The sequence below is a fragment of the Lelliottia sp. JS-SCA-14 genome (genome assembly GCF_035593345.1).
In the GTDB taxonomy this organism is placed as follows: Bacteria; Pseudomonadota; Gammaproteobacteria; order Enterobacterales; family Enterobacteriaceae; genus Enterobacter; species Enterobacter wanjuensis.
Genome location: NZ_CP141606.1, coordinates 831,218 through 856,957, shown reverse-complemented (window position 1 = coordinate 856,957; position 25,740 = coordinate 831,218). Strand labels below are relative to the sequence as shown.

Below are 25,740 nucleotides of genomic sequence, written 5' to 3'. Positions count from 1 at the left end.
TAACGTTATGATTCGCACAATGCTGCAAGGTAAGCTTCACCGCGTCAAAGTGACGCAGGCAGACCTGCATTACGAAGGTTCCTGCGCGATTGACCAGGATTTCCTTGAGGCGGCGGGTATTCTCGAATACGAAGCCATTGATATTTACAACGTCACCAACGGCAAGCGCTTCTCGACCTATGCGATTGCCGGTGAGCGCGGCTCGAAAATCATCTCCGTGAACGGCGCGGCGGCACACTGTGCGGACGTGGGGGATATCCTGATTATCGCCACCTACGTCACCATGCCGGACGAACAGGCGCGCAGCTGGCAGCCGAAAGTGGCCTATTTTGACGGCGACAACGAAATGAAACGTACCGCGAAAGCCGTACCGGTTCAGGTTGCCTGATTTATCCCTGCGGCTGATTGCTGATCAGCCGCGACATGGTCTCCAGCGAATCCGTTCTTAAGATGTACAGGCGTTTCAGTAAGAACGGATTATCCCCCGGCTTTACCTTCCCTTTCACCGTCGTCACCGCCAGATGAAAACCGGCCTCGTTCGCCGCTTTCACCGCTTTGTCATCGTACCCGCCGAACGGATACGAGAGGTAGAGTACGCGCGGGTTGAACTGCGCCAGCGCGCGACGCGAGCGTTCAAAATCGAACAGGATCACATGCGCGCTGCGGCTCAGCAAAATCGGATGTTTGTTGGCGTCGACGCGGTGCAGGAAGTGGGTATGCGACTGGATATCAAACACATCCTGAATCTCTTTCAGCTCCGACACGCTCATAAACTGCAGTGATTTCGGGTCCCACTTCTGCGGGTGGCCTTTGATGCGCGACGAGATAATAAACGCCGTCGCTTTAAATCCGTACTGCTTCAGAATCGGCCAGGCGTAGCGATTGACCGACTTCAGACCATCGTCAAAGGTGATCACCACCGCCCGCGCGGGCAGGTTCATTTTATTGCGCACGTACCCTTCCAGCTGATACATGGTCAGCGTGGTGTAGCCCTGATCGCGCAGCCAGGTCATCTGGTTGTTGAACGCACGCACGCTGGTGGTCGTGGAGGTATGGCGAAAGCGGGTGTTCTCTTCGTCACGCAGGATATGGTGATAGGTGATCACCGGAATACCGTTATCTTCCTGAGCATCCAGGCTGCTGATCCACGCCAGGCGGTTCCCCATGCGGATTTGAAACCAGGTCTGGTTTAGCCTGTCTTTCAGCTTGCTGAGGATCGGATAGCGCAGGTTGGAACTGAGCGTACCAAAGGGCGCGCTGCCGCTGTTGGGAGCGTTATAAACCGGGGTGTCTTTCCAGGTGATGAGATTTTGATTGCTGAGCGGCTTGTTGAGATCGCCCAGGCTGTCCTGAACGCGCTGCTTGCCCTGCACCTTTTCCAGGTGGCCTTTGTCGATAAAACCGGTGCCAAAGCCGAAGCGAAATTCGTAGTAATCGGCTGCGGTAGGAACCACCGCAAGAATTTGCCCCGCGCGGACGTTGCCGACGTTCACGACCTCGTTGCCCACCTGCGCCCAGATCGCCGCATCTTCAGTGGTTTGCATGTATTGAGCGGGCAAGCCTTGCTGGCTTAATAAACTGGCAGATGCGCCGCCGGAGACCAGCAGCAACAGCAGGAAAAAAACGCGCATAAACATGGGATTATTATCGACACAAAAAATCAGCCGCCATTGTAGCAAAAGCGACATCAATACCAATGTTTAATTCTTATACAGATCGTGGAGCAGGACGAAAGGCGGGTTTTTCTGCTGCTGATGCCACAGACTGCTGACGCCAGGGATCTCCTGCCCGACCAGCATGTCGCGGAACTCCGCGCTGCTCAGCGTCTCGCGCAGGGGAGACATCATCTCCAGCAAGGCGTAGGTTATTCCGGAAATCACTTCACAGTTTTCATGCTTGTGGCTCAACAACGCGGCGGCACGGTACGGCGCAGCGCCCGATTTGTCGGTGAGAAATATCACCCCTTCGCCGGTATCCGTCTGATGCAATGCATCACACATCATACGACTGAGCATATTGGTACTGAGGCCACGCCAGTAATTCACCGCCCGACACTGCGGCAGCGGACCAAACTTCTTTTCCAGGCGATCAATCATTGCCTGGGCATCGTCATCATGACAGGTAATCACCCAACCCAGCATAGCGTCTCTCCTTTAGGGGAAAGTAGTTTAGCGGAGTGAAGGTTGATTTAGGGTGATAACTATCAAAGAAAAGGCCCCGGCAGACAGAGTACTGCCGGGGATAACGCTTAGGTGCGCAGTCCGCGTCCGCGCTGGATCAGATACCAGCAGAGGATGTAGAAGGCAATGATGAACACGCCGAGCACGATCACGGTGGTGAACAGCGGCACGTCGGTAATGCCGAGGAAGCCGAAGCGGAAGCCGCTGATCATGTAGACAATCGGGTTCAGGTGCGACAGCGCCTGCCAGAATGGCGGCAGCAGCGTCAGAGAGTAGAACACCCCGCCGAGATAGGTCAGCGGCGTCAGGACGAAGGTCGGGATCAGGCTGATGTCATCGAAGGTGGTCGCGAAGACCGCATTCAGTAGACCGGCCAGCGAGAACAGGATCGCCGTCATCAGCAGCGTCACCGCTACGAACGTCCACGAGTGCACCTGGAACGGAACAAAGAACAGGGAAATCGCCGTCACCAGAATCCCAACCGCCAGCCCGCGCGCCACACCGCCGCCGACATAACCGGCGATGATCACATGCGTCGGCACCGGGGCCACCAGCAACTCTTCGATGTTGCGCTGGAATTTAGCGCTGAAGAACGACGATGCCACGTTGGCGTAGGCGTTGGTGATCACCGCCATCATGATCAGGCCCGGCACGATAAACTGCATGTAGGTAAAGCCATGCATTTCACCAATGCGGGAGCCAATCAGGTTCCCGAAGATGATGAAATAGAGCGTCATGGTGATCACCGGCGGCACCAGGGTTTGCACCCAGATGCGCATAAAACGGTTGATCTCTTTGGCCCAGATACTTTTTAGCGCCACCCAGTAAAGATGCATCATGCCTGCTCTCCTTGTTTATCATGGACCAGCGAGACAAACAGTTCTTCCAGTCGGTTGGCTTTGTTACGCATACTCAATACCTGAATGCCCTGCGCGCTCAGCTGCGCAAAGACGCTGTTAATGCCCTGCTCGCGCAGCACTTCGACTTCCAGCGTTGAGGTATCCACCAGACGATACTGATAGCCCTCCAGCTTCGGCAGCGGGCTTTTCGCCGCCAGGTCGAGGATAAAGGTTTCGGATTTCAGCTTGGAGAGGAGGTTTTTCATCGAGGTGTTTTCCACCAGCTCGCCGCGCTGAATGATGCCGATATTGCGGCACAGCATTTCCGCCTCTTCCAGATAGTGGGTGGTCAGAATAATGGTCGTGCCTTTGTCGTTGAGATCCTTCAGGAAACCCCACATCGAGCGGCGCAGTTCGATATCGACGCCCGCCGTCGGCTCATCGAGGATCAGCAGCTTTGGCTCGTGCATCAAAGCACGGGCGATCATCAGACGACGCTTCATCCCGCCGGAGAGCATCCGCGCGCGTTCGCCGCGTTTTTCCCACAGATCGAGCTGTTTGAGGTACTTTTCGCTGCGCGCAATGGCGTCCTGACGCTCCACGCCGTAGTAACCCGCCTGGTTAACCACAATCTGCTGCACGGTTTCAAACGGGTTGAAGTTAAATTCCTGCGGCACCAGCCCCAGCTGACGCTTGGCGTTCACCACGTCTTTTTCGAGGTCATAACCAAACACCGCGACGCTGCCGGACGTTTTGTTCACCAGAGAACTGATGATGCCGATGGTGGTGGATTTCCCTGCGCCATTCGGCCCCAGCAGCGCGTAGAAATCCCCCGCTTCGACCTGCAGATCGATTCCGCGCAGCGCCTGAACGCCGCCGGAATAGACTTTTTTAAGCTGCTTGAGCTCAAGTGCGATTGTCATGAATTAAACTTACCTATAGTTCTGACACACGTTGTGTGGTTTCAATAAAAGTCGAGTTACCCTATATTAGCGCAACGCTATTACTCGGTTACAGGTCGTTAACCTCTATGAATGACATAGATACACTCATCAGCAACAATGCACTATGGTCAAAAATGCTGATAGAAGAGGACCCGGGATTTTTTGAGAAGCTGGCGAAGGCGCAGAACCCACGCTTTTTGTGGATTGGCTGCTCTGACAGCCGCGTCCCGGCGGAACGCCTGACAGGTCTTGATTCGGGTGAGCTGTTTGTTCACCGTAATGTCGCAAACCTGGTCATTCACACCGATCTCAATTGCCTTTCCGTCGTGCAGTACGCGGTGGACGTGCTGGAAGTGGAACACATTATTATTTGCGGCCACTACGGCTGCGGTGGCGTGCAGGCGGCGGTCGAGAACCCGGAACTGGGGTTGATCGATAACTGGCTGCTGCACATTCGCGATATCTGGTTCAAACATAGCTCACTGCTGGGCGAAATGCCGCAGGAGCGCCGCCTCGATACCCTTTGCGAGCTGAACGTCATGGAGCAGGTCTATAACCTGGGCCATTCGACCATCATGCAGTCGGCATGGAAGCGCGGGCAGAAAGTCTCGGTTCACGGCTGGGCGTATGGAATTCACGACGGGTTGCTACGTAACCTGGAAGTGACGGCCACCAACCGCGAAACCCTGGAGCAGCGCTATCGTTCCGGGATTGCCAACCTCAAGCTCAAGCACGTTAACCACAAATAACCTGTAAAAAAGCCGGGTGGCGGCTTCGCCTTACCCGGCCTACGATTCACCGTTCACGCTTTTGTAGGCCCGGTAAGCGCAGCGCCACCGGGCAAAACATAAGACTACTCGTCCAGCAGAACCACTTTTCCAACATACGGCAGATGGCGATAGCGCTGTGCGTAATCGATGCCGTAACCCACCACGAACTCATCCGGGATTGAGAAACCGACAAATTCAACCGGGACGTCCACTTCGCGACGCGTCGGTTTATCCAGCAGGGTACAAATCGCCAGGGATTTTGGTCCGCGCAGGCTCAGGATCTCGCGCACTTTAGAAAGGGTGTTACCGGAATCGATAATGTCTTCTACGATTAACACGTCCTTGCCGCGAATGTCTTCGTCCAGGTCTTTCAGGATTTTCACATCACGGGTGGTCGACATCCCGCTGCCGTAGCTGGAGGCGGTCATGAAATCCACTTCATGGGACACCTGAACTTCACGGCACAGGTCTGCCATGAACATGAATGAGCCGCGCAGCAGACCCACCAGCACCATATCGCTGCCGCTGTCCTGATAACGTTCGGTGATTTGACGACCCAGTTCGGCGATACGCGCTTTGATCTCCGCTTCCGGGATCATCACTTCAACAGTATGTTTCATATTACTAACCGTATGATTTAAAACCAATCTATCACTGCGGATGCTGATACGTCCGGCAATGATTCACAAGTTCAGCAGTATACCAGCAAATGGATTGGCCTGGCGCATGAGTTACAAAAAGCTCATTTTGTGATTCCGATCACACTTGTTAATACCTATAATTAATTGCTATCAAATAATTAACAAACTACAGAGTACTTTTCTATGGCTGAAACAAAATCTCCACAGCCGCGTCTACTGGTAACGTTAACAGCCGCATTTGCCGCTTTCTGCGCGCTGTATCTGTTAGCCGGTGGCGTATGGCTGGTCGCGTTAGGCGGCTCCTGGTACTACCCAATTGCGGGCCTGGTCATGGTTGGCGTGACTATCCTGCTGTTACGTCGTAAACGTTCCGCGCTGTGGCTTTACGCAGCATTACTGCTCGCGACGATGGTCTGGGGTGTCTGGGAGGTCGGCTTCGACTTCTGGGCGCTCACGCCCCGTAGCGACATCCTCGTCTTCTTTGGTGTCTGGCTGATTCTGCCGTTCGTCTGGCGTCGCCTGGTGGTGCCTTCTAACGGTGCCGTCGGTGGGCTGGTCGTTGTCCTGCTGATTACTGCTGGCATTCTGACCTGGGCCGGATTTAACGATCCGCAGGAAGTGAAAGGCACCCTGAGCGCCGATTCCACCCCTGCCGCCGCAATCTCTCAGGTGGCGGACGGTGACTGGCCGGCGTATGGCCGCAATCAGGAAGGTCAACGCTACTCGCCGCTGAAGCAGATCAACGCCGACAACGTGAAAAACCTGAAAGAGGCCTGGACCTTCCGCACCGGCGATCTGAAGCAGCCGAACGATCCGGGTGAACTGACCAACGAAGTCACGCCGATCAAAGTGGGCGACATGCTCTACCTGTGTACCGCTCACCAGCGTCTGTTCGCGCTGGATGCAGCGACAGGCAAGGAGAAGTGGCACTTTGATCCGCAGCTGAACACCAATACCTCGTTCCAGCATGTGACCTGTCGCGGTGTCTCTTACCACGAAGCGCGCGCGGAAACGGCCTCCCCGGAAGTGGTGGCAGACTGCCCTCGCCGTATCATTCTGCCGGTGAACGATGGCCGTCTGTTTGCCATCAACGCCGAAACCGGCAAGCTGTGCGAAACCTTTGCCAACAAAGGTATCCTCAACCTGCAGACCAACATGCCGGATACCACGCCGGGCCTGTATGAGCCGACGTCTCCGCCGATCATCACCGATAAAACCATCGTCATTGCCGGGTCGGTCACGGATAACTTCTCTACCCGTGAAACCTCTGGCGTGATTCGCGGTTTCGACGTGAACACCGGGAAACTGCTGTGGGCCTTCGATCCGGGTGCGAAAGATCCAAACGCAATCCCGTCGGATGAACATACCTTTACCTTTAACTCCCCGAACTCCTGGGCACCGGCCGCATATGACGCCAAGCTGGATCTGGTCTATCTGCCGATGGGCGTGACCACGCCAGATATCTGGGGCGGGAACCGCACGCCAGAGCAGGAGCGTTACGCCAGCGCGATTGTGGCGCTGAACGCCACGACCGGGAAACTGGCCTGGAGCTATCAAACCGTTCACCACGATCTGTGGGATATGGATATGCCGTCCCAGCCGACGCTGGCCGACATTACCGTCGACGGTAAAACGGTTCCGGTGATTTACGCTCCGGCAAAAACCGGCAACATCTTCGTGCTGGATCGTACTAACGGCAAACTGGTGGTTCCGGCTCCGGAAAAACCGGTCCCGCAGGGTGCGGCGAAAGGCGACTACGTTTCTAAAACGCAGCCATTCTCTGACCTGAGCTTCCGTCCGAAGAAAGATCTGACCGGCGCGGACATGTGGGGCGCCACCATGTTCGACCAGCTGGTGTGCCGCGTGATGTTCCATCAGCTGCGCTATGAAGGCATCTTCACCCCGCCGTCTGAGCAGGGCACGCTGGTCTTCCCGGGTAACCTGGGGATGTTCGAATGGGGCGGTATTTCTGTCGATCCAAACCGTCAGGTGGCGATTGCTAACCCGATGGCGCTGCCGTTTGTCTCGAAGCTGATCCCACGCGGTCCGGGCAACCCGATGGAGCAGCCGAAAGACGCGAAAGGCAGCGGTACCGAAGCCGGTATTCAGCCGCAGTATGGCGTGCCGTTTGGCGTGACGCTGAACCCGTTCCTGTCGCCGTTTGGTCTGCCGTGTAAACAGCCTGCCTGGGGTTATATTTCCGCGCTGGATCTGAAAACCAATCAGGTCGTGTGGAAAAAACGTATTGGTACGCCGCAGGACAGCATGCCGTTCCCAATGCCGGTTCCGGTGCCGTTCAATATGGGGATGCCGATGCTCGGTGGCCCAATCTCTACCGCCGGTAACGTCCTGTTCATCGCCGCAACCGCAGATAACTACCTGCGCGCGTACAACATGACCAACGGTGAAAAACTGTGGCAAGGCCGTCTGCCTGCAGGCGGACAGGCCACACCGATGACCTACGAAGTGAATGGCAAGCAGTATGTTGTCATCTCGGCGGGCGGTCACGGATCGTTTGGCACGAAAATGGGCGATTATATTGTCGCGTATGCGTTGCCGGATGATGTGAAGTAATAGCAAAACGGCAACCCGAGGTTGCCGTTTGTAGAACCGTAGGCCGGGTAAGGCGCAGCCGCCACCCGGCTTTTTTTACACCGTAAACCCGAGCATCATCCCCGTATCTTCATGTTCCAGCAGATGACAGTGCGCCATATAGGCAAACTCCTTCGGCGCGTCATGCTCGAATTTCACCAGCACTTCGCTGACGCCCCCTTCCACCCGCACCGTATCTTTCCAGCCCGTACGATGCGCCGCAGGCGCCTGGCCGTTCTCGGACAAAATGCGGAACTGTGTACCGTGAATGTGGAACGGGTGCAGCATCATGTCACCCTCACCGGAAATCACCCAGCGCTCGTACTGCCCTTTTTGCGCCGCAAACATCGGGGTGTTCATATCGAAGGCCTGCCCGTTGATGCGGTTGGCGTTGTGGAAATCAAAACCTTTTCCGCCACCGTGATTCATATGGCCCATGTTGCCCATCTTACCGTGATCCATGTTCATATGACCCATCGACTGCCCGTGGTGCATCCCGGCCATCGCCTGAGCGCCATATTTATTCATCAGCGCCTGCATGCCCATCATGTCGAGCATGGGGTCCATCGACAGCTGGAGTTTACGCTGGGTGAGCCCGTCGAGGGACGGCAGCGCAGGCACGGCAACGAGGGTGTCCGGCAGCGTGCCCGAGGCGGTGACCACCAGCGGCTGGATGCGCAGCACCGGGTGCGGCTTATCGAACGGCGCAACCGCCATCCCCATCTGGCTCACCGGGAGCGTGACGATGTCAAACGGCTTACCGTCGCTGATATCCACCAGCACTTCAAAACGCTCGCCCATCAGCATCGGCAGCTCACTGACTTTTACCGGCTCAGCCAATAGCCCGCCGTCGCTGGCCACCACGTACAGCGGGCGCTGGTCGCTGGCGGCAAAATTGAGAGATCGCGCGTTACAGCCGTTGAGCAGGCGCAGACGCAGCCAGCCTCTCGGCGCCGAATGCTGCGGGTAGATCGCCCCGTTGGTCAGGAGCGTGTCGCCAAACCAGCCGACCGCCGCGCTCATCACATCCAGCTGATAGTCAATCTGCCCGTCAGCGGTAAATTTCTTGTCCTGCACGATCACCGGCACATCGTCAATGCCCCACTGTTTCGGCAAGCGCAGCATTCGGCTCTCGTCGTCTTCAATCAGCACCAGACCCGCCAGCCCCATCGCCACCTGATGCCCGGTTTTACCGTGCTGATGCGGGTGGAACCAACAGGTTGCCGCGTGCTGATCCGGTGTAAAGGTCACCGTGCGCTCGCCGCCCGCTTTGATGACGCCCTGCGGGCCGCCGTCCACTTCACCGGGAACTTCCAGGCCGTGCCAGTGCAGCGTCGTCTCCTGGGCGAGGGTATTGTGAATATTCACCGTCACCTGTTTGCCGCGAGAGAGCTGCAGCGCAGGACCGAGCAAATTGCCGTTATATCCCCATGTCGTCGCCTGATGCGCGCCAAAGGCCGATTTTCCGGACTGTACGACAAGCTGAATGCGGCTGCGGGCGTCCGCCGTCAGTAAATTAGGGATCGGGAGCGCCGGTCTGTCGGCCGCAAATACCGCGCGGCTCCACAAAGGTAACGCGCTGGCAGCCCCGATGACGGCTGAATATTTCAAAAAATCACGACGTTGCATGTTCATTCCTTTTTTCCGTGCAGGCGATATTTTGAGCTTAAACCCTCCCCTAAGCGGAAGGTCAAGTAAAGCCGCAATAATAAAGGTCGTCGCGCTGGTATCAAGTATGCTAACGTTTAATTTCCGTGACGCAGTGGTAGAAGCAATGAAGACGTTTTTCAGGACAATTTTGTTCACAAGCCTGGTGGCGATGAGTGCGAACAGTTATGCGCTGAGTGAAAACGAAGCGGAAGATATGGCCGATTTAACGGCAGTTTTTGTTTTCCTGAAAAACGATTGTGGATACCAGAATTTACCCAACGGGCAGATTCGTCGCGCACTGGTCTTTTTTGCCCAGCAGAACCAATGGGATCTCAGCAACTACGATAGCTTTGACATGAAGGCGCTCGGTGAAGACAGCTACCGCGATTTAAGCGGCATTGGCATTCCTGTCGCGAAAAAATGCAAAGCGCTGGCCCGCGATTCGCTGAGCCTGCTCGCCTACGTGAAGTAACCTTCCCGACGCCCCTTTGTTGCAATGATGACCGTGCATGCGCGGTCATTGTTGGCTATGATGTTGCGCCCATTTTGCGTGGGTGTAATGGATGTTAACAAAGGAGGTATCAGCCTGTGACCGAGAAAACCCTATGGCACGAAACGCTGCATGACCAGTTTGGTCAGTACTTTGCCGTTGATAACGTGCTTTATCATGAGAAAACCGATCATCAGGATCTGATCATTTTCGAAAACGCCGCGTTCGGGCGCGTCATGGCGCTGGACGGCGTGGTGCAAACCACCGAGCGCGATGAGTTTATCTATCACGAAATGATGACCCACGTGCCGCTGCTGGCGCACGGGCACGCGAAACACGTGCTGATTATCGGCGGCGGCGACGGCGCGATGCTGCGCGAAGTCTCCCGCCATAAAACCGTCGAAACCATCACCATGGTCGAGATCGACGCCGGTGTTGTCTCCTTCTGCCGCCAGTATCTACCGAACCACAATGCGGGCAGCTACGACGATCCACGCTTTACGCTGGTGATCGACGACGGCGTCAACTTCGTGAATCAGACCAGCCAGACTTTCGACGTGATCATCTCCGACTGCACCGATCCCATCGGGCCGGGCGCGACGCTCTTCACCTCGTCCTTCTACGAAGGCTGCAAGCGCTGCCTGAACCCTGGCGGGATCTTCGTGGCGCAGAACGGCGTCTGCTTCCTGCAGCAGGACGAAGCCCTCGACAGCCACCGCAAGCTCAGCACCTATTTCGGTGACGTGAGCTTCTACCAGGCGGCGATCCCGACCTATTACGGCGGTATCATGACCTTCGCCTGGGCGACGGACAACGAGGCGCTGCGCCATCTCTCCACCGAGATTATCCAGGCGCGCTTCCATCAGGCAAACCTCATCTGCCGCTACTACAATCCGGCAGTGCACACGGCCGCTTTTGCCTTGCCACAATATCTGCAAGACGCGCTGTCCTCTAAGGGGGTGAACTAAATTGAAAAAGCTGAAACTGCATGGCTTTAACAACCTGACCAAAAGCCTGAGTTTTTGTATTTACGATATCTGCTACGTGAAAACAGCGGAGGAGCGCGATGGTTATATCGCCTATATCGATGAACTCTACAACGCCAACCGACTGACCGAGATCCTGTCAGAAACCTGCTCCATCATCGGGGCCAATATCCTGAACATTGCGCGTCAGGACTATGAACCGCAGGGCGCGAGCGTCACGATCCTCGTGAGCGAAGAGCCGATTGATCCCAAGCTTATCGACCCGACTGAACACCCCGGCCCGCTGCCCGACGCGGTGGTCGCCCATCTCGATAAGAGCCACATCTGCGTGCATACCTACCCCGAGAGTCACCCGGAAGGCGGGTTGTGTACTTTCCGCGCCGACATTGAAGTCTCCACCTGCGGGGTGATTTCTCCGCTCAACGCGCTGAACTATCTCATCCACCAGCTGGAATCCGATATTGTCACCGTCGATTATCGCGTGCGGGGTTTCACCCGTGATATCAACGGCATGAAACATTTTATCGACCATGAGATCAATTCGATTCAGAACTTTATGTCCGAGGATATGAAGGCGCTGTACGACATGATGGACGTGAACGTGTACCAGGAAAACATCTTCCATACCAAGATGTTACTGAAGGAGTTCGACCTCCAGCACTACATGTTCCACACGAAGCCTGAAGATTTAAGCGAAGAAGAGCGGAAGACGATCACCGACCTGCTCTGGAAAGAGATGCGCGAAATCTACTACGGCCGCAATATTCCGGCCGTGTAAAACGCGCGGGGAGCAAGGATGCTCCGCTGGTTTACTTCTGTTTCATAAAATCGCGGTACGCTGCCACCACCTGCAAAAAGTCCTCTACGCCGCACAGCGACAGGCTCTCTTCATCGTAGTAGCTCATCCCCTCTTCCATCTCATCGCCGGAAAACTCGAGCTGATTGGCGCGAACCATCACCTCTTCGCCGTCCATCCAGAGGGTGTACTCGTGTCCGACGCGCTGCCAGGAGCGCTCGCTGCCTTTGACGGTTTGTGCAGCGTCTTCGACTTCATCGAGCAGGGCGAGATTTTCTTTCACTTCTTCGTTAAACCAGTGCCCGACCACTTCGTGGCCCATCGACATGCGCACTTTCACCACTCCGGTGATATCGCGCAGAAATTCGTAATCCATGGTGTTTTCCTCTGCAGAGCTATGGCGTAATTATCGCAGATAGAGAGGAGATAAAAAGCGGGACGGGTGTCAGGAGTGGAAAATAAAAAACCTCGCGTTGAATAACGCGAGGTTTTGTGGGGATTGTGCGGGCTGATGCCCTCACCCCGGCCCTCTCCCACGGGAGAGGGAGAAGACTCTTATACTGCCGTCTGGAAGATCACGCCGTCCGCTTTCTCGGTGTACTGAGAGAGCTTATCGAAGTTCAGATAACGATAGGTATCCACCGCCGTCTTATCAACCTGCGCCACATAGGTCTGGTACTCTTCCGGCGTTGGCAGTTTGCCGATCAGCGCCGCAACCGCCGCCAGCTCCGCAGAAGCCAGGTAGACGTTCGCGCCGGTTCCTAAACGGTTCGGGAAGTTACGGGTCGAGGTGGAGACCACGGTCGCACCGTCAGCCACGCGCGCCTGGTTACCCATACACAGGGAACAGCCAGGGATTTCGATACGCGCACCGCTCTTACCAAACACGCTGTAGTAGCCTTCTTCCGTCAGCTGTGCCGCATCCATACGCGTTGGCGGAGCGACCCACAGACGGGTTGGCAGCTGGCCTTTATGGGTATCCAGCAGCTTACCGGCCGCACGGAAGTGACCGATGTTGGTCATGCAAGAGCCGATGAACACTTCGTCGATCTTATCGCCCTGCACGTCAGACAGCAGACGCGCATCGTCAGGATCGTTTGGTGCACACAGGATTGGCTCTTTGATATCCGCCAGATCGATGTCGATCACCGCCGCGTATTCTGCGTCAGCGTCAGCTTCGAGCAGTTGCGGATCGGCCAGCCATTTTTCCATGCCCTGCACGCGACGCTCCAGCGTACGACGATCGCCGTAACCTTCGGCAATCATCCACTTCAGCAGCACGATGTTAGAGGTGAGATACTCAACGATCGGCTCCTGGTTCAGCTTGATGGTGCAGCCCGCCGCAGAACGCTCGGCGGACGCATCGGTCAGCTCAAACGCCTGCTCGACTTTCAGATCCGGCAGACCTTCGATCTCCAGAATGCGGCCAGAGAAGATGTTCTTCTTGCCTTTCTTCTCAACGGTCAGCAGACCCTGTTTGATCGCGTACAGCGGGATCGCATGAACCAGATCGCGCAGGGTGATGCCCGGCTGCATTTTGCCTTTGAAACGCACCAGAACGGATTCCGGCATGTCCAGCGGCATCACGCCCGTCGCGGCAGCAAACGCCACCAGACCAGAACCGGCCGGGAAGGAGATGCCGATCGGGAAACGGGTATGGGAGTCACCACCGGTACCGACGGTATCCGGCAGCAGCATACGGTTCAGCCAGGAGTGGATCACACCATCGCCCGGACGCAGGGAGACGCCGCCACGGTTCATGATGAAGTCTGGCAGAGTGTGGTGTGTGGTCACGTCAACCGGCTTCGGATAGGCCGCCGTGTGGCAGAAGGACTGCATCACCAGGTCAGACGAGAAGCCCAGACACGCCAGGTCTTTCAGCTCATCACGGGTCATTGGACCGGTGGTGTCCTGAGAACCGACGGAGGTCATTTTTGGCTCGCAGTACGCGCCCGGACGAACGCCGGTCACGCCGCATGCACGACCGACCATTTTCTGTGCCAGGGAGAAGCCGCGATTGCTCTCGGCCACGTCTTTCGCCTGACGGAACACATCGCTGTGCGGCAGACCGAGCGCTTCACGCGCTTTGGTGGTCAGGCCGCGACCGATGATCAGCGGGATACGGCCACCGGCGCGCACTTCGTCGATCAGCACGTCGGTTTTCAGCTCGAAGCTTGCCAGCAGTTCATTGGTTTCGTGGTTGCGGACTTCGCCTTTGAACGGATAAACGTCAATCACGTCACCCATGTTCAGGTTGTTGACGTCCACTTCGATCGGCAGTGCGCCCGCATCTTCCATAGTGTTGAAGAAGATCGGTGCGATTTTACCGCCAAGACACAGGCCGCCGCCGCGCTTGTTCGGCACATGAGGGATATCATCGCCCATGAACCACAGCACCGAGTTGGTCGCGGATTTACGCGAAGAGCCGGTCCCGACTACGTCACCGACGTAGGCCAGCGGGAAGCCTTTCTTATTTAACTCTTCGATCTGTTTGATCGGGCCAACGCTGCCCGGCTGATCCGGATGGATGCCTTCGCGGGCGTTTTTCAGCATCGCCAGAGCGTGCAGTGGGATATCCGGGCGAGACCAGGCATCCGGAGCCGGCGACAGGTCATCGGTGTTGGTTTCACCGGTCACTTTGAAGACGGTGACGGTAATTTTTTCGGCAAGCTGTGGACGGTTCAGGAACCATTCGGCATCAGCCCAGGATTGCATCACCTGTTTTGCGTGACGGTTGCCGGCTTTGGCTTTCTCTTCCACATCGTAGAAGTTATCAAACATCAGCAGCGTCTGAGACAGCGCTTTGGCGGCAATCGGTGCCAGCGCGTCGCTATCCAGTGCATCAATTAACGGATGAATGTTGTAGCCGCCCTGCATGGTGCCGAGCAGTTCAATGGCTTTTTCAGGAGTGACCAGTGGGGAGGTGGCTTCGCCTTTGGCAACGGCAGCAAGGAATCCGGCTTTTACATACGCGGCTTCATCGACGCCAGGCGGAACGCGGTTGATCAACAGATCTAACAGGAATTCTTCTTCGCCCGCAGGCGGGTTCTTCAGCAGCTCGACGAGGCCGGCCATCTGGGTTGCATCTAAGGGTTTCGGTACAATTCCCTCGGCGGCACGTTCTGCTACGTGCTTACGGTATTCTTCTAGCACGACGGTTCTCCTCGCTCTCATTGTCATATGCGGTCGGCGTTCTCTTCACGCTCCTGTGAGACAGCAGTTTGTAGGGTAAATGCCCGATACCGCGTCGGGCAGCATAGCAGGATTTCTGCACAGTGTTAATCCGTTTACAAAAAAGCAACATTAAATAGTTTGCTGAATCGTTAAGGATGGTATAGCGCGCAAAGAGAGGGATTTTTCGGGCACAAAAAAACCGCCTTTCAGCGGTTTAGTTGGTGCCTTGCGGTGGTAGCACACCGGGCTGGCAGGTTTTGCGGCAATCCCAACGTTTTGAATTTTGCTCTTTCATTTGGTGCTGTGCAAGTCCTGTTTTTCTTTTTGCGTAGCGCCTTCAGCTTTCAAATGAAAATCAAAGAAACATTATCTCCGCGCTTCTTCCTCGATACTTCATACGCTAATCTCCATTCCGGCCTGCTTCGCTGGTGTAGCAACCAGTCACCGGGCCCGGAAGCAGTTCCATAACCTACGCGGCAATTCCAACTTGCCTGGTTCTGCCTTTTCCGGTGAAGAAGGAACCCGCGTAGCCCTGCAAAGGAACGCACGCAATGGAGATGCGATATATCTATGCGCTGATCGTTGTGACCGGTTTACTGCTGACGGCGCTGCATGGTGGCTGGAATATTTCCGACATCACGGTGCTGTTGGTCGTCAATCTCGGCAACTAGCTGCTGGCCGCTCGCAAGAGCGGCCTTTTGAATTTCCCACGCCTTTTTCCCCATCGGATATAATTTGTGTAATAAATGCTCACACTCTTTATCAGGACACTTCCGCCGTTTCCCAACATTAATCAAAACGGCACAGCACGGGTGAATATACTCGCGGCAACAAGAACGCCCATCGACACTGCTTACGCTGGAGTCACACTATGAAGTTGCCCTTTAAGCCACACCTTCTGGTCCTGCTGTGCAGTGCCGGGCTGTTAGCCGCATCCGGCGTGATGTTTGTGAAGAGCCGGGCTCCAGAGACGGTCTCAACACCACCGGTCGCGGCGGTGCCTCAGCCCGTCCCCCCACCGCCTGCACCGGTTGTTACCCCAACCTATACCGCCGCGCAGATCGATCAGTGGACAGCCCCTATCGCGCTCTATCCCGACGCGCTGCTCTCGCAAATCCTGATGGCCTCCACCTATCCGGCAAACGTGATCCAGGCCGCGCAGTGGTCGAAAGACAATCCTAAAATGCAGGGCGACGCGGCCATTCAGGCGGTGAGCAATCAGCCTTGGGACCCGAGCGTCAAATCCCTGGTCGCCTTTCCTCAGCTAATGTCACTGATGGGTGAAAACCCGCCGTGGATACAGAGTCTCGGCGATGCGTTTCTGGCGCAGCCTAAGGATGTGATGGATTCCGTTCAGCGTCTGCGTCAACTGGCTCAGCAAACAGGTGCGCTGCAGTCCACGCCGCAGCAGACGGTCACCAGTGTGAAGAAAGCGGAACCGGCTGCCAGCACGACATCCGGCTCAACCGCAACGACCACGACAACCAGCCCGACGGTTATCAAAATCGAATCCGCCGATCCGCAGGTGGTTTACGTCCCGACCTATAACCCCAACACGGTTTACGGCACCTGGCCTAGCACCAGCTATCCGCCGGTCTACCTTCCCCCTTCCCCGGGCGAGCAGTTTACCGACAGCCTGGTGAAGGGGCTGGGCTTCAGTCTCGGGGTCGCCACCACCTACGCGATCTTCAGTAATATCGACTGGGACGATGACGATCACCACCATGACCACGATGATTATGACCACCACAACGGCGGCTATAACCGTAACGGCGATAACAACATCAACATCAACGTGGATAACTTCAATAAAATCAGCGGCCAGCGCCTGACGGATAACAACCGCACCTGGCAGCATAATCCAGCCTATCGTGAAGGGGTTCCGTATCCGAATAATCAGCTCAATAACCGTTTCCACTCGACGAACAGCGCGACGGGCCTGAGTGCCACGCAGCAAAAACCGGTTAACCGCGACAGTCAGCGCCAGGCAGCACTGGCTCAGGTTCAGCAATCCACCGGGAAAAACCTGTCGCAAACCCAGCGTCCGGCAACGAAAGACGCTCAGCGTCAGGCGGCCAACAATCAGCTGAAGCAGATTTCCCAGCGCAATAACTATCGCGGGTATGACACCAACAAGCCACAGACCGCGCAGCGCGCGAATAACAAAGCCCAGCGCGATAACCGTCAGAATCTGTCCCAGCGGCAGGAGCGACCGGCTGCGCAACCCGCTCGCCAGCGAAATACGCAACCACGGGCCAATGCCTTAAGCGGCAACGATAGCCGGTCAGCCAACTGGCAGGCGCAGCAGCAACGCGGCGCGCAGAGTCGTCAGTTCACCGCGCAACACCAGAACCGTCAGCAGCCGCGGCAAATGCCAGCGGGCCGCACTGAACACCGTGAATTCCGCCACCGCTAAGGGCATCAAAATGAAAAAGAAATTACTCAGTGGAATGATGCTGCTTATGGTCTCCACTTTTGCCCTCGCGCAGCAGGAGTTCGCTACCCCGGACGAAGCAACCAGCGCCCTGGCGAAGGCCATCAGCATACAAAACGAAGGCGAGATGAAAAACCTGCTCGGCGATGACTGGCGTGATTTTTTACCGCCGGAGGGCGTCGACCCTGACGCCGTTGATCGTTTTCTGCGGGACTGGCAGGTCAGCCACCACACGGTCATCAATGGCGATGTCGCGCATCTGAACGTGGGCGATAGCGACTGGCAACTCCCGATCCCCGTCGTGAAGCGCGAAGCTGGCTGGCAGTTTGATATGAAAAAAGCCGCCGAAGAGATCCTGACGCGCGAGATTGGCCGCAACGAACTCGCCGCCATTGAAGCCCTTCACGCCTATGTCGATGCGCAGCAAAGCTATTTCTTGCTCAATCATCAATACGCGAAAAAGGTGATTAGCTCAGAAGGGAAAAAAGACGGCCTGTACTGGCCAGCCGCTCCCGGTGAAGCGCCAAGCCCGCTTGGTCCGGCATTTAGCCCACCGGTGCCAGGGACCGGGTATCACGGCTACCAGTTCCGGATCCTGCCGGATAGCGACAACGGTTTTGCGATGATCGCCTGGCCCGTCAGCTATGGCCAGACCGGCGTCATGAGTTTTATGGTGAACGGTGAAGACAAGGTGTATCAGACGGATCTCGGCAGCGAGTCGCAGAAGAAGGCGCATAAGATAAAGGCTTATCATCCGGATAAAGCGTGGCAGCCCGTCACTCCATAATAAAAAAAAAAGCCGCTCAGTTGAGCGGCTTTTTCATATTCAGAAGATTACTTCTTCTTGGCTTTCGCGTTCGGCAGGTCGGTGATGCTACCTTCAAACACTTCTGCCGCCAGGCCCACGGACTCGTGCAGAGTCGGGTGTGCGTGGATGGTCAGCGCGATGTCTTCAGCGTCACAGCCCATTTCGATAGCCAGACCGATCTCACCCAGCAGCTCGCCGCCGTTGGTGCCGACAATCGCACCACCGATCACACGGTGAGTTTCTTTGTCGAAGATCAGTTTGGTCACGCCATCGGCGCAGTCGGAAGCGATCGCACGGCCGGAAGCAGCCCACGGGAAGGTGGCGGTTTCGTAGCTGATGCCTTTCTCTTTCGCTTCTTTCTCGGTCAGACCTACCCAGGCAACTTCTGGCTCGGTGTAAGCGATCGATGGGATCACTTTCGGGTCGAAGTAGTGCTTCATGCCCGCGATAACTTCAGCGGCAACGTGGCCTTCGTGAACACCTTTGTGTGCCAGCATTGGCTGACCGACGATATCGCCGATGGCAAAGATGTGCGGCACGTTGGTGCGCAGCTGTTTGTCGACACGGATAAAGCCACGGTCGTCCACTTCAACGCCCGCCGCGCCTGCATCCAGGTTTTTGCCGTTCGGTACACGACCGATAGCGACCAGCACCGCGTCGTAACGCTGCGCTTCAGCAGGGGCTTTTTTGCCTTCCATGGAAACGTAAATACCGTCTTCTTTCGCTTCAACGGCAGTCACTTTGGTTTCCAGCATCAGGTTGAATTTCTTGCTGATGCGTTTGGTGAAGACTTTCACGATGTCTTTATCGGCAGCCGGGATAACCTGGTCGAACATTTCAACCACGTCAATCTCTGAACCCAGCGCATGGTAAACGGTACCCATTTCCAGACCGATGATACCGCCACCCATAACCAGCAGGCGTTTTGGAACGGTTTTCAGTTCCAGAGCGTCGGTGGAATCCCACACGCGTGGATCTTCATGCGGAATAAACGGCAGTTCGATCGGACGGGAGCCCGCCGCGATGATCGCGTTGTCGAAGTTGATCACGGTTTTACCGTTTTCGCCTTCCACTTCCAGGGTGTTAGCCCCGGTGAATTTACCCAGACCGTTGACCACTTTCACTTTACGGCCTTTAGCCATGCCAGCCAGACCGCCGGTCAGCTGAGTGATCACTTTTTCTTTCCAGGTACGAATCTTGTCGATATCGGTTTTCGGCTCGCCGAAGACGATACCGTGGTCAGCCAGTGCTTTGGCTTCTTCGATAACTTTTGCTACGTGCAGCAGTGCTTTAGAAGGGATACAGCCGACGTTCAGACAAACACCACCGAGGGTGTTGTAACGTTCTACGATAACGGTTTCCAGACCTAAATCAGCGCAACGGAAGGCAGCAGAGTAACCTGCCGGGCCTGCCCCAAGTACCACGACCTGAGTTTTGATTTCAGTACTCATCATGACCTCTTATTGATTTCCGGCGGTCCAGGTACTTGTCGCCCTTCATCCACCGGGACGTTCTATCCGCCCGTATTTTACAAAATTGTTAACAATTTTGAAACAACAAACGGCTCATGAATTCTTGTCTTTACCCATAACCTCACAATTATCATGAGATTACAAGACAAAAAGCCGGCCGACTGGCCGGCTTTTGCGATTACATCACCAGGCGGCGAATATCGCTCAGGGTGTTGTTGATGATGGTAATGAAGCGAGCACCATCAGCACCGTCGATCACACGGTGGTCGAAGGAGAGAGAGATTGGCATCATCAGACGCGGCACAAACTCTTTACCATTCCACACCGGTTCCATCGCGGACTTGGACACACCGAGGATCGCCACTTCCGGCGCGTTAACAATCGGCGCGAAGTGGGTGGTACCCAGGCCGCCGATGCTGGAGATAGTGAAGCAACCGCCCTGCATTTCGCCGGCTGTCAGCTTACCATCACGCGCTTTCTTGGAGATGACAGTCAGTTCACGGGACAGCTCAGTGATGCTCTTCTTGTTCACGTCTTTGAAGACCGGAACAACCAGACCATTTGGCGTATCAACCGCAACACCGATGTTGATGTATTTCTTCAGCGTCAGACGCTGTGCATCTTCAGACAGAGAGCTGTTGAAACGTGGCATCTGCTCAAGGGCTGCCGCAACCGCTTTCATGATGAAGACCACTGGGGTGAATTTCACGTCCAGTTTACGTTTCTCAGCTTCGGCGTTCTGCTGTTTACGGAACGCTTCCAGATCGGTGATATCGGTTTTGTCGAAGTGCGTAACGTGCGGGATCATCACCCAGTTACGGCTCAGGTTAGCACCAGAGATTTTCTGGATACGGCCCAGTTCCACTTCTTCGATTTCACCAAACTTGCTGAAGTCCACTTTCGGCCATGGCAGCATGCCCGGGATACCGCCGCCGGTAGCAGCAGTTGGTGCCGCTTCAGCGCGTTTCACCGCTTCTTTCACGTAAGTCTGAACGTCTTCGCGCAGGATACGACCCTTACGGCCCGTCCCTTTCACTTTCGCCAGATTCACACCGAATTCGCGCGCCAGGCGACGAATCAGTGGAGTGGCGTGAACGTACGCGTCGTTCTCAGCAAACTCAGATTTGCCTTCGGCTTTCGCTGCCGGTGCCGCTGCTTTCGCAGCAGGAGCTGGAGCCGGAGCGGCAGCAGCAGGTGCTGGAGCAGCAGCCGGAGCCGCGGCAGGCGCAGCGCCTTCCACTTCGAAGACCATGATCAGAGAGCCGGTGGACACTTTGTCGCCGGTGCTGATTTTAATTTCTTTCACGGTACCTGCGAACGGAGCCGGGACTTCCATAGAGGCTTTGTCGCCTTCTACGGTGATCAGTGACTGCTCAGCGGCAACTTTGTCGCCCACTTTCACCATCACTTCAGTCACTTCAACTTCGTCACCGCCGATATCCGGAACGTTAACGTCTTTCGCGCCAGACGCTGCTGGTGCAGCCGCGGCCGCCGGAGCAGCTGCCTGTGCTGGAGCCGCAGCAGGTGCAGCACCCGCCACTTCGAAGACCATAATCAGGGAGCCGGTAGACACTTTGTCGCCGGTGTTGATTTTGATCTCTTTAACGACGCCCGCGAACGGAGCCGGGACTTCCATAGAGGCTTTGTCGCCTTCTACGGTGATCAGGGATTGTTCAGCGGCAACGGTGTCGCCCACTTTCACCATGATCTCAGTCACTTCGACTTCGTCACCGCCGATGTCTGGCACGTTGACGTCTTTTGCAGCCGCAGCTGCTGGTGCAGCCGCCGGAGCCGCTGCTTCTTTCTTCTCTTCCTGCGCAGATGCAGCAGCTGCTGCACCGTCGGCGGAATCGAAAATCATGATCAGTTTGCCAGTCTCGGTTTTGTCGCCAACAGAGACTTTGATCTCTTTAACGATGCCAGCCTGAGGAGACGGGACTTCCATAGAGGCTTTGTCGCCTTCTACGGTGATCAGCGACTGTTCAGCTTCAACTTTGTCGCCTACTTTGACCAGGATCTCGGTGATTTCAACTTCATCAGCCCCGATGTCCGGTACATTGATTTCGATAGCCATTATTCTTTTACCTCTTACGCCAGACGCGGGTTAACTTTATCTGCATCGATGTTGAATTTGGTAATTGCTTCCGCAACCACTTTCTTATCGATTTCGCCACGTTTAGCCAGTTCGCCCAGCGCTGCTACGACCACATAAGAAGAGTCAACTTCGAAGTGGTGACGCAGGTTTTCGCGGCTGTCAGAGCGACCGAAGCCGTCGGTACCCAGTACGCGGTAATCATCAGCCGGTACGTAAGTACGAACCTGCTCGGCGAACAGTTTCATATAGTCAGTCGATGCCACTGCCGGTGCGTCGTTCATCACCTGAGCGATGTACGGTACGCGTGGAGTTTCCATCGGGTGCAGCATGTTCCAGCGCTCACAATCCTGGCCATCACGCGCCAGTTCGGTGAAGGAGGTCACGCTGTACACGTCGGAGCCAACGCCGTAGTCGTTCGCCAGGATCTGCGCTGCTTCACGGACGTGACGCAGGATAGAACCGGAGCCCAGCAGCTGAACTTTACCTTTGCTACCCGCGATGGTTTCGAGTTTGTAGATACCTTTACGGATACCTTCCTCGGCACCTGCTGGCATAGCCGGCATGTGGTAGTTTTCGTTCAGAGTGGTGATGTAGTAGTAAACGTTCTCTTGCGCTTCACCGTACATACGTACCAGACCGTCATGCATGATGACTGCCACTTCGTACGCGTAAGACGGGTCATAAGAGATACAGTTCGGGATAGTCAGAGACTGAATGTGGCTGTGACCATCTTCGTGCTGCAGACCTTCACCGTTCAGGGTTGTACGACCGGAAGTACCACCGACCAGGAAGCCGCGAGCCTGTTGGTCGCCAGCCTGCCAGCACAGGTCACCGATACGCTGGAAACCGAACATGGAGTAGTAGATGTAGAACGGAATCATCGGCAGGTTGTTGGTGCTGTAAGAGGTCGCAGCAGCCAGCCAGGATGCGCCTGCGCCCAGCTCGTTGATCCCTTCCTGCAGAATCTGGCCTTTCTCGTCTTCTTTGTAGTAAGCAACCTGCTCACGGTCCTGCGGGGTGTACTGCTGGCCGTTCGGGCTGTAAATACCGATCTGACGGAACAGACCTTCCATACCGAAGGTACGCGCTTCATCGGCGATGATTGGAACCAGACGATCTTTGATCGACTTGTTTTTCAGCATCACGTTCAGGGCACGAACGAAAGCGATAGTGGTAGAGATCTCTTTGTTCTGCTCTTCCAGCAGCTGGGAGAAGTCTTCCAGAACCGGCAGTTCCAGTTTCTCAGTGAAGTTCACCTGACGGGACGGCAGGTAGCCGTTCAGTTTCTGACGCTGTGCGTGCAGGTAGGTGTGTTCTTCAGAGCCTTCCGGGAAGGTGATGTAAGAGAGGTTTTCAACCTGCTCGTCGGTGACAGGAACGTTGAAACGGTCGCGGATATAACGCACGCCGTCCATGTTCATTTTCTTCACCTGGTGAGCAATGTTTTTACCTTCGGCGGTGTCACCCATGCCATAACCTTTGATGGTATGTGCCAGGATAACTGTTGCTTTGCCTTTGGTGTCTTGTGCGTTTTTCAGTGCTGCGTAGACTTTCTTCGGATCGTGGCCGCCACGGTTCAGAGCCCAGATCTGATCGTCAGACCAGTCTGCAACCAGCGCTGCGGTTTCAGGGTATTTACCGAAGAAGTGTTCACGAACGTAAGCACCGTTTTTGGATTTGAAGGTCTGATAGTCGCCGTCAACGGTTTCGTTCATCAGCTGGATCAGTTTACCGCTGGTGTCTTTACGCAGCAGCTCATCCCAACGACCGCCCCACATCACTTTAACCACGTTCCAGCCAGCACCGCTGAAGATGCCTTCCAGTTCGTTGATGATCTTGCCGTTGCCGGTTACCGGACCATCCAGACGCTGCAGGTTACAGTTGATGATGAAGCACAGGTTGTCCAGTTTCTCACGGGTGGCGATGGTGATCGCACCTTTAGATTCTGGCTCATCCATCTCGCCGTCGCCGAGGAAAGCGTAAACGGTCTGCTGGGAGGTATCTTTCAGGCCACGGTGTTCCAGATATTTCAGGAATTTAGCCTGGTAAATAGCACCGATTGGACCCAGACCCATAGATACGGTCGGGAACTGCCAGAATTCAGGCATCAGTTTAGGGTGCGGGTAAGAGGAGAGACCTTTACCGTGAACTTCCTGACGGAAGTTGTTCATCTGCTCTTCAGTCAGACGACCTTCCAGGAACGCACGTGCGTAAACGCCCGGAGAGATGTGGCCCTGGAAGTACACCAGGTCGCCGCCGTCTTTCTCGGTGCGTGCGCGGAAGAAGTGGTTGAAGCACACTTCGTATACGGTCGCAGAAGACTGGAAGGAAGCCATGTGGCCGCCCAGCTCCAGGTCTTTCTTGGATGCGCGCAGAACGGTCATGATCGCGTTCCAGCGAATTGCAGAACGGATACGACGTTCCAGATCCAGATTGCCCGGGTATTCCGGTTCGTCTTCGACGGCAATCGTGTTTACGTAGTTGCTAGCCCCTGCACCTGAGGCTACTTTCACGCCACCTTTACGGGCTTCTGAAAGCAGCTGATCAATCAGATACTGAGCGCGCTCAACACCTTCTTCACGGATGACCGATTCGATCGCCTGTAGCCAGTCGCGAGTTTCGATCGGATCCACGTCATTTTGGAGACGTTCTGACATGGGGGTATTCCTTATCTATCTAATACGTTGATTTGTCTGGAACCTGTCCCATTGTGCTCTCAACAAAGAACACAATAAGACAGGTTCTGCGTTTAGTTGCCGCGCTCTAAAAATGCCAGGCGCTTAATCCTTTCGTTGCTGTATGCGGCGCAGTGAACGTTCTCGACGACTCTGTTCACGGCTGCGGTCCAGCAAGATTTCCTCAATGAAAGCCAGGTGGCGGTGCGACGCTTCACGCGCCTGCTCCGGTTCCCCGGCCATTATCGCCTCGAAAACTCGGGTGCGATGGTTGCTGACCAACGGGAGCATTTCCCGGCGGGCGTACAACAATTCAAAATTCTGTCGAACATTCTGGGCCAGCATCGGCTCCATGCAGCGTAGCAGATGGAGCAGCACCACATTGTGCGCCGCTTCGGTGACGGCAATTTGATACTGGACGACGGCATCGGACTCAGCGTCGAGATCGCCTGACTGCTGGGCCCGTTCAATGGCCTGATGAAGCTCGCGAATACGTTCACGATCTTCATCATTGCTGCGCAGAGCCGCGTAATAAGCCGCGATGCCTTCAAGCGCGTGACGGGTTTCAAGCAGGTCAAACTGGGATTCTGGGTGGTCAGAAAGAAGCTCTACCAGCGGATCGCTGAAGCTCTGCCACAGGCTGTTTTGCACAAAAGTTCCGCCGCCCTGACGACGTAGCAGCAAGCCCTTCGCTTCGAGACGTTGAATCGCCTCACGCAGAGAGGGACGGGAAACGTCGAACTGTTTAGCCAGTTCGCGTTCAGGCGGGAGTTTTTCACCGGGGCGCAGAGTCCCTTCGAGGATTAAAAACTCCAGCTGCTGCTCTATCACATCCGATAGTTTTGGTTGGCGAATTTTGCTGTAGGCCATATTCCCTGTCTTACGCCTTTTTGCCCGGAGTCAATTGGTCTTACCAATTTCATGTTCGTATCGCTAAAGTAACAAAGTATTCACCTTCTGTCCATATTGGTTTTGATTGAAATCAGTAAACCCTGCACATTTTAACAACCTTACAGAAATAACGTTTCAGAAATGTAACTTTGCACAAATGAACTGGTTACCACTAAAGAGGGTGTTTTAACCTTATTGAAACGAGGGGATTTGCAATCTGAAGCGATTCAACAAGGTAAATAATGAAAATTCGCCCACTTATGGAGCATTTTTATTCTATAGATGGGTTAAGGGAGTGAAGCG

General features: G+C 55.4%; 20 protein-coding genes. 8 read left to right on the top strand and 12 right to left on the bottom strand.

Going from position 1 to position 25,740, the window contains the following annotated elements:
• Window positions 1-7 precede the first annotated feature (7 nt).
• Window positions 8-388: an aspartate 1-decarboxylase gene (panD, locus tag U9O48_RS04030; protein WP_095284178.1), complete on the top strand. Its 381-nt coding sequence runs from the start codon at window positions 8-10 to the stop codon at window positions 386-388.
• A 1-nt stretch (window position 389) separates the two neighbouring features.
• Here panD and U9O48_RS04025 read toward each other — a convergent pair whose 3' ends face one another.
• From U9O48_RS04025 to U9O48_RS04010, 4 genes are all read right to left on the bottom strand, one after another.
• A complete protein-coding gene (locus U9O48_RS04025; RefSeq protein WP_285150673.1) occupies window positions 390-1,637 on the bottom strand; it encodes a polysaccharide deacetylase family protein in 1,248 nt (415 codons plus the stop codon).
• Between the two features lie 63 nt (window positions 1,638-1,700).
• Window positions 1,701-2,141, bottom strand: coding sequence for a PTS sugar transporter subunit IIA (locus U9O48_RS04020; RefSeq protein ID WP_285145981.1), 441 nt, complete (start codon window positions 2,139-2,141; stop codon window positions 1,701-1,703).
• A 107-nt stretch (window positions 2,142-2,248) separates the two neighbouring features.
• Window positions 2,249-3,019 carry an ABC transporter permease gene (locus U9O48_RS04015; protein ID WP_282491681.1) on the bottom strand — a complete coding sequence of 257 codons (771 nt, stop codon included), beginning with the start codon at window positions 3,017-3,019 and terminating at the stop codon, window positions 2,249-2,251.
• Window positions 3,016-3,942: an ABC transporter ATP-binding protein gene (locus U9O48_RS04010; RefSeq protein ID WP_282491680.1), complete on the bottom strand. Its 927-nt coding sequence runs from the start codon at window positions 3,940-3,942 to the stop codon at window positions 3,016-3,018. Before U9O48_RS04010 ends, U9O48_RS04015 begins: the two co-directional genes overlap by 4 nt.
• A gap of 107 nt (window positions 3,943-4,049) precedes the next feature.
• Between U9O48_RS04010 and can the strand changes: the two genes are divergently transcribed.
• A complete protein-coding gene (can, locus tag U9O48_RS04005; RefSeq protein ID WP_282491679.1) occupies window positions 4,050-4,712 on the top strand; it encodes a carbonate dehydratase in 663 nt (220 codons plus the stop codon).
• 104 nt (window positions 4,713-4,816) lie between these two features.
• Here the strand turns inward: can and hpt are convergent, their stop codons facing one another.
• Window positions 4,817-5,353, bottom strand: a complete 537-nt coding sequence (hpt, locus tag U9O48_RS04000) for a hypoxanthine phosphoribosyltransferase (protein WP_095280807.1) — start codon at window positions 5,351-5,353, stop codon at window positions 4,817-4,819.
• 204 nt (window positions 5,354-5,557) lie between these two features.
• Between hpt and U9O48_RS03995 the strand changes: the two genes are divergently transcribed.
• Window positions 5,558-7,948, top strand: a complete 2,391-nt coding sequence (locus U9O48_RS03995; RefSeq protein ID WP_285150671.1) for a glucose/quinate/shikimate family membrane-bound PQQ-dependent dehydrogenase — start codon at window positions 5,558-5,560, stop codon at window positions 7,946-7,948.
• A gap of 75 nt (window positions 7,949-8,023) precedes the next feature.
• On the opposite strand, the gene cueO is transcribed toward U9O48_RS03995, so the two are convergent.
• Window positions 8,024-9,595 (bottom strand): multicopper oxidase CueO, encoded by a 1,572-nt coding sequence (gene cueO, locus U9O48_RS03990; RefSeq protein WP_285157945.1) that lies wholly within the window; start codon window positions 9,593-9,595, stop codon window positions 8,024-8,026.
• Between the two features lie 145 nt (window positions 9,596-9,740).
• On the opposite strand from cueO, the gene U9O48_RS03985 reads away from it, so the two are divergent.
• The 3 genes from U9O48_RS03985 (at window position 9,741) to speD (ending at window position 11,870) form a co-directional block, all read left to right on the top strand.
• The gene (locus U9O48_RS03985; RefSeq protein ID WP_282491733.1) at window positions 9,741-10,088 is read left to right on the top strand and encodes a YacC family pilotin-like protein; all 348 of its coding nucleotides are present in this window, start codon (window positions 9,741-9,743) and stop codon (window positions 10,086-10,088) included.
• Window positions 10,089-10,204: 116 nt separating this feature from the next.
• Window positions 10,205-11,074: a polyamine aminopropyltransferase gene (speE, locus tag U9O48_RS03980; RefSeq protein WP_285145984.1), complete on the top strand. Its 870-nt coding sequence runs from the start codon at window positions 10,205-10,207 to the stop codon at window positions 11,072-11,074.
• A gap of 1 nt (window position 11,075) precedes the next feature.
• A complete protein-coding gene (speD, locus tag U9O48_RS03975; RefSeq protein ID WP_285153778.1) occupies window positions 11,076-11,870 on the top strand; it encodes an adenosylmethionine decarboxylase in 795 nt (264 codons plus the stop codon).
• A 31-nt stretch (window positions 11,871-11,901) separates the two neighbouring features.
• Here the strand turns inward: speD and yacL are convergent, their stop codons facing one another.
• Both yacL and acnB read right to left on the bottom strand, forming a co-directional pair.
• Entirely contained in the window at window positions 11,902-12,264 is a 363-nt protein-coding gene (gene yacL, locus U9O48_RS03970; RefSeq protein ID WP_100777595.1) for a protein YacL, read from the bottom strand.
• 179 nt (window positions 12,265-12,443) lie between these two features.
• Window positions 12,444-15,041: a bifunctional aconitate hydratase 2/2-methylisocitrate dehydratase gene (acnB, locus tag U9O48_RS03965; RefSeq protein ID WP_282491674.1), complete on the bottom strand. Its 2,598-nt coding sequence runs from the start codon at window positions 15,039-15,041 to the stop codon at window positions 12,444-12,446.
• A gap of 892 nt (window positions 15,042-15,933) precedes the next feature.
• Here acnB and U9O48_RS03960 point away from each other — a divergent pair.
• Together U9O48_RS03960 and U9O48_RS03955 are read left to right on the top strand one after the other, a co-directional pair.
• Window positions 15,934-17,478 (top strand): DUF3300 domain-containing protein, encoded by a 1,545-nt coding sequence (locus tag U9O48_RS03960; RefSeq protein WP_324723563.1) that lies wholly within the window; start codon window positions 15,934-15,936, stop codon window positions 17,476-17,478.
• A 10-nt stretch (window positions 17,479-17,488) separates the two neighbouring features.
• The gene (locus tag U9O48_RS03955; RefSeq protein ID WP_324723562.1) at window positions 17,489-18,283 is read left to right on the top strand and encodes a DUF2950 family protein; all 795 of its coding nucleotides are present in this window, start codon (window positions 17,489-17,491) and stop codon (window positions 18,281-18,283) included.
• Between the two features lie 47 nt (window positions 18,284-18,330).
• Here the strand turns inward: U9O48_RS03955 and lpdA are convergent, their stop codons facing one another.
• The 4 genes from lpdA to pdhR form a co-directional block, all read right to left on the bottom strand.
• Window positions 18,331-19,755 (bottom strand): dihydrolipoyl dehydrogenase, encoded by a 1,425-nt coding sequence (lpdA, locus tag U9O48_RS03950; protein ID WP_100777599.1) that lies wholly within the window; start codon window positions 19,753-19,755, stop codon window positions 18,331-18,333.
• Between the two features lie 199 nt (window positions 19,756-19,954).
• Complete coding sequence (gene aceF / locus U9O48_RS03945; protein ID WP_324723561.1) at window positions 19,955-21,850, bottom strand: pyruvate dehydrogenase complex dihydrolipoyllysine-residue acetyltransferase; 1,896 nt, start codon at window positions 21,848-21,850, stop codon at window positions 19,955-19,957.
• Between the two features lie 14 nt (window positions 21,851-21,864).
• Window positions 21,865-24,528 (bottom strand): pyruvate dehydrogenase (acetyl-transferring), homodimeric type, encoded by a 2,664-nt coding sequence (aceE, locus tag U9O48_RS03940; RefSeq protein ID WP_095280796.1) that lies wholly within the window; start codon window positions 24,526-24,528, stop codon window positions 21,865-21,867.
• A 123-nt stretch (window positions 24,529-24,651) separates the two neighbouring features.
• The gene (pdhR, locus tag U9O48_RS03935) at window positions 24,652-25,416 is read right to left on the bottom strand and encodes a pyruvate dehydrogenase complex transcriptional repressor PdhR (protein WP_103947083.1); all 765 of its coding nucleotides are present in this window, start codon (window positions 25,414-25,416) and stop codon (window positions 24,652-24,654) included.
• Between the last annotated feature and the right edge of the window lie 324 nt (window positions 25,417-25,740).